The following is a 4,449-nucleotide window of genomic DNA, read 5'->3' on the forward strand; positions in this document are numbered from 1 at the left end:
CTCAGCACACCTACCAGGTGCTCACCAAGCGGGCCAGGAGGCTGCGGCGGGTTGCCGACCGGCTGGACTGGCCGGCGAACCTGTGGATGGGGGTGTCGGTCGAGACCGCGGCCGAACTCGACCGGGTCGACGACCTGCGGGCCGTCCCGGCCGCCGTGCGGTTCCTGTCCTGCGAACCGCTACTCGGTCCGCTCGACGGGCTCGACCTGGACGGAATCCACTGGGTGATCGCCGGTGGCGAGTCGGGTCCCGCCCACCGCCCGATGGAGGCGGCCTGGGCCCGGCAGGTGCGCGACGCCTGCCTGGAGAAGGAGGTAGCGTTCTTCTTCAAGCAGTGGGGCGGTCGCACGCCCAAGGCCGGCGGTCGCCTCCTGGACGGACGGACCTGGGACCAGATGCCGTTGTCGGTCAGCGCGTGAGTGGTGGCCTCACCAGCAGGTCGTAGACCTTTTCGCGCTGATGACTCATGCCGTCGCTCGGTGTCCCACCCCGACGGTGCAGCAGCTTGATCGCATCGCGCGCCGCGGTCTCGGTGACCTGACCGTAGTACTCGCCGAACACCTCCAGCGTGTGGTCGACCAACCTGATGGTGCGGCCGCGACGCAACAGACGAGCGAGGTTGTCGGCCATCGCGGGCACGGCGAGATCGCGGACCTTCTGCGGGTCGGGCCGTTGCAGACTGACCACGGGGAACAACCCGTCGTCCGTCGCCTCCTCCTGGAGTTCGAGTTGCTGCCACCAAGTGTCACGGGCCCGGGCGTGGGCGTCGCCGAACGCCCACAGGCCGTGCTGGCGGCGGGTGCCGAACACCAAGTTGTAGACGGCCTTTTGACCAGGCGCCTTTGTGACCGGCACGGAGCGCATCTGCATGCCGACGGCTTTGCCCAGCCTGGCGCTGTACTCCGCGGCGACCTTCTCGTCAGCCTCCCGGGTGTAGCCGCCCGCGAAGAAGTCACGCCACCATAGGCCGCCGCACACCTCGTCGAGGCGCTGGTTGGTGCGCTCGATTCCCTTGGACGACTGCGAGTTGCCGCCGATGCGGCGGATCGCCATCATGCTGAAGTTCAGGAGGAACTCGGTCGGCGGTTTGGGCCCGGGCCGGCCTTTGGCGAGCACATCCACGAGACGCTCGAACGGCAAGGCGAGCCCGCAGGGATCGAGGAAGAGGAACAACGGCTGACCGGTCGCGGCGGCGAGCACCTCGTCGAAGTAACCGAGGACGTCTCCCCGAAACGCCCTGGCATCGACCCCTCGCGCCTGGTACTCCGCGACCAGCGAGCCGAGTTGAGCGAAGGACGGCGCTGACTTCTCCGCGAAGAAGCAGGTCCAGTGAATACCCGCCTTGGCCTGGAGGTCCGCCGCGATCTGCAGGATCCGGGCGGCCGAGCCCGGCTCGCCGTTCTCGTACCGACCCTCGCCCGCGTAGCCGTCGAGGTAGGTCACCCGCCTGCCGTACGCTCCGGTCATCCCGCCGAACTTGGGCATGTAGCGGCTCAGCAGCGCGTGCTTGAAGACGCTCGGCAGTTCAGGCTCCGACCAGTACTCCCCCGACGTGCCTTTCGACATGCGTCCCCCTTCGCCGTCGGTCGATCCCAACCGCTGATCGATCCAGGGTGGACGAGGTGCGCGCGTCACGTAAAGAGCACGTGTGGGGTCGGCCTCCCGACACCGGCTCGTACCTCGGCGCCGCCCTCCGGCCCGGCGATCGTGTCTGCGTCGGCCGTCCCGAACCATGCGGTGGCGCGTGCCTCCCGGCTGGCAGAGCGGAGACCCCCTATAGCCGTCGGATCCCCCGTCTACGCTCCGCCGCGTCGCCCGCCGGCCAGACCCGGCACGTCCAGCGGACGACGCGGCGTTGTCACGGTCTAGTCTTCAGGGTCCTGCTGCGGGATCGGCGCATCGAAGACGTCGACGACGAATTCCGAGGTGCCACTGCCCTCGTAGTCGACGTCGCGATGGCTGTGGAGCAGCGTGTGAATCCTCACCCACTGGCCGTCGGCGCTCGCCCTGGCTGCCACGCCGAGGGCAGCACGAACGGGTCCCAGCCCGGGATGTGGCTCCTTGCTGGTCCAGGTCTCCAAGAGCGCGACTCCGGAGGGGAGTTCCCACGAACGTGGCTCGGCGCTGGCCGGCACGGAGACCTCGTCGTTGCGCAGCTGGACCACCCAGTCGACGTCGCCATCACTGTCGCGCTCGTTCGACATGCGGATTCCCAGGCCGATCATGTAGGCACCTTGGAGGTAGTCCTCGAGTTCGTCGTCGATCCGGCTGAAGCAGACGGCCTCGCGGACGATCTCGATCGGCCCGAAGCTGGTGAAAGCTCCCATCTCCGGCGGGCACTCGTCCTTGAGGTACCGCCTCGTGGCCATCTGGACAGCCTTGGGAAGGCTGTCCAGCACAGCCTGCAGCGCGACGTCATCGCGGTCCGCCAAGTATGTGTTGAGCACCCCGACGAGATCCTCGGTCAGCCGAACGTCGTCCCCGCCCAGCGTGGTGACCGCCTCCAGACGATCGTGCGGGTCCTTGTGGAGGGCGAAGACCCGGCTACGCCCCGGGCTGGTGTGCGCAATGAAGGAGTTGACCATCGTTCTGTCCTGCCGGACCTCTCATGAGCGGTGCCGCTGCGCGCACTCGTGCGTCAGCGCCACCAGGGATAGGGAGAATCCGCACAGCGACGTGTCGCTCGGACTACGAATCCGCGCGCATGGTCGACCAAGCGGCGCTGTCAGACCCGGCACTGAAGCCCGGACCTGCATGGCGATGGCAACCTACCACGAGACCACGGCACTCCCAAACCGCCACTACGGAAGCAACTTTGGACACCTGCGGCGACCCGCCAACCCTGAGGAGAGCTCGTGTCCACACACTTCATGACCGTCAAGCAGACCGCAGAGCACCTGAACATGTCCGTCCAGTGGGTCTATCGCGAGGCGCCCAAGGTCGGCCTCATCCCGTACCGCTTCGGGAGCGGGCGCAATGCGAAGCTGCAGTTCAAGGTCACCGAGGTCAATGCCTGGGTGAAGCAGCAGCGGATGTCCGGCGGCTGATGTCGGACAACGACACGTGTGGGGCCCTGTTCGGCGACGGACAGGGCCCCACGCACTTCAGGCCGCGAGCCCGAGGTCGAGGACCTGGGCGCCGTGCCCGATGGAGCCCGGCATGAGGTGGCGGTAGATCTTGAAGGTGACGTCGATGCTCTTGTGCCCCATCCGATCGGCGACATCCGTGATCGGGATGTTGTGGCTGAGGCAGTTCGAGGCGAAGAAGTGGCGCAGGCCGTAGAGCGTCATGCCGTCGGGGATGTCGACGTCGCCGGCGCGCTTGATCCGGTCCCACTGGTTCTGCAGGTAGTAGGACGGGTAGGGCTTGCTGATGTCTAGCGGGTGGCGAAGCGGATAGCCGTCGATGGTGCCGTGGGTGTCCGCGTACGTCAGCAGGCGGATGCGGGTGCGGGACGGCAGCGGGACGTCCCGGTAGTCGCCCTCCTTGCGGTGCTTGAGCGGCGCGTAGTCCTTGGTCGTCTGGTTGACCTGCTCGGTGACGCGGTAGACGTCGTCGGCGACGATGTTGTTGATGTTGACGGCAAGGGCCTCGCCGTTGCGCAGGCCGCAGCCGCTCATCAGCTCGGCGACCAGGTTGAAGGTCTCGTCACCGGCTTCGCGTATACCGCCGAGCTGGATGAGCGAAGGAATGACGGCGCGTTTCGGGTCGTACTGGGGCGGGGTGACGCCGTCGAGCGGGTTCTCCGGGTAGAGGCCGAGCCGGTGGGCGTCGAGCAGGATCGCCTTGAGCTTGTCGAAGGCGTTGGACTGGGTGGCCAGGCCGACACCGTTGCGCTCCATGGTCTGGATGAAGGCGTCGACGACCTTGTGGTCGAAGGTGGCCATCCGACGGCTGTGGAAGGCGGGGTTGAGGTGGTGTTCCAGCAGGGAGTCGAGGTGCCTCAGCGATGCCGGGGCAAGCGCGCGCTGGCCGGCCTTCCACTCCTCGGTGTACGTTCCGAAGTTCATCGCGCCGTACTTGCGGTTGCGCTCGGCCTTGCTCTGGCTCCAGGGGTTCTCGCGCTTCGCCCGGTAGATCTCGGTGAGCCGGTCGATCGCTTTGTCCTGGGTGGCGAAGCCGGACTCCTCGGTCTGCCTCCCGGCGGCGTTGCGGAAGCGGATCTTGTAGTCGTGCGGGCACTTCGACCACCGCGCCTGCGGGTGCTCGCAGGTCTTGAAGAAGGTGCCCATGCCGCGGGCCAGGGTCCTCGGGGCCATCGTGTGCGGTCTCCATCCCGTCCGATGCTGACGATCTGCTGACCGCAGATGGTCCACCACGCCCCTGACCTGCGAAGAAACGCGGATCACGTGGTATGTGGTGGAACTTCATCGGGCGGTCCCACGAGGACATCGTCCAGGCCCGCGAGGAGTGGCAGGCCGCCACCGACCGCTTCGGCGCCGTCCAGGG

The 4,449-nt window shown here is 67.3% G+C and carries 5 protein-coding genes and 1 pseudogene; 3 read left to right on the forward strand and 3 right to left on the reverse strand.

Going from position 1 to position 4,449, the window contains the following annotated elements; genetic code table 11:
* Positions 1-419 (forward strand): DUF5131 family protein (locus tag ACIQOV_RS29090; protein ID WP_401053521.1); only part of this gene is annotated, 419 nt, incomplete at its 5' end.
* Here ACIQOV_RS29090 and tcmP read toward each other — a convergent pair.
* Positions 409-1,566 (reverse strand): three-Cys-motif partner protein TcmP, encoded by a 1,158-nt coding sequence (gene tcmP, locus ACIQOV_RS29095; RefSeq protein WP_401053523.1) that lies wholly within the window; start codon positions 1,564-1,566, stop codon positions 409-411. The genes ACIQOV_RS29090 and tcmP overlap by 11 nt on opposite strands.
* 299 nt (positions 1,567-1,865) lie before the next feature.
* Positions 1,866-2,585 carry a hypothetical protein gene (locus ACIQOV_RS29100; protein ID WP_401053525.1) on the reverse strand — a complete coding sequence of 240 codons (720 nt, stop codon included), beginning with the start codon at positions 2,583-2,585 and terminating at the stop codon, positions 1,866-1,868.
* 270 nt (positions 2,586-2,855) lie between these two features.
* On the opposite strand from ACIQOV_RS29100, the gene ACIQOV_RS29105 reads away from it, so the two are divergent.
* The gene (locus ACIQOV_RS29105) at positions 2,856-3,047 is read left to right on the forward strand and encodes a helix-turn-helix domain-containing protein (RefSeq protein WP_401053527.1); all 192 of its coding nucleotides are present in this window, start codon (positions 2,856-2,858) and stop codon (positions 3,045-3,047) included.
* 57 nt (positions 3,048-3,104) lie between these two features.
* Here the strand turns inward: ACIQOV_RS29105 and ACIQOV_RS29110 are convergent, their stop codons facing one another.
* Positions 3,105-4,259 carry a tyrosine-type recombinase/integrase gene (locus tag ACIQOV_RS29110; protein WP_401053529.1) on the reverse strand — a complete coding sequence of 385 codons (1,155 nt, stop codon included), beginning with the start codon at positions 4,257-4,259 and terminating at the stop codon, positions 3,105-3,107.
* A 95-nt stretch (positions 4,260-4,354) separates the two neighbouring features.
* On the opposite strand from ACIQOV_RS29110, the pseudogene ACIQOV_RS29115 reads away from it, so the two are divergent.
* Positions 4,355-4,449 (forward strand): annotated as a pseudogene (locus ACIQOV_RS29115) (pirin family protein); the annotation flags it as partial.

The sequence above is a fragment of the Kitasatospora sp. NPDC091257 genome (assembly GCF_044757675.1).
Taxonomy (GTDB): domain Bacteria; phylum Actinomycetota; class Actinomycetes; order Streptomycetales; family Streptomycetaceae; genus Kitasatospora; species Kitasatospora lactacystinica.

Excerpts from the sequence above, each read along its gene's own strand:
- tcmP (WP_401053523.1), bottom strand. The coding sequence starts at position 1,566 with ATGTCGAAAGGCACGTCGGGGGAGTACTGGTCGGAGCCTGAACTGCCG.
- ACIQOV_RS29100 (WP_401053525.1), bottom strand. The coding sequence starts at position 2,585 with ATGGTCAACTCCTTCATTGCGCACACCAGCCCGGGGCGTAGCCGGGTC.
- ACIQOV_RS29110 (WP_401053529.1), bottom strand. The coding sequence starts at position 4,259 with ATGGCCCCGAGGACCCTGGCCCGCGGCATGGGCACCTTCTTCAAGACC.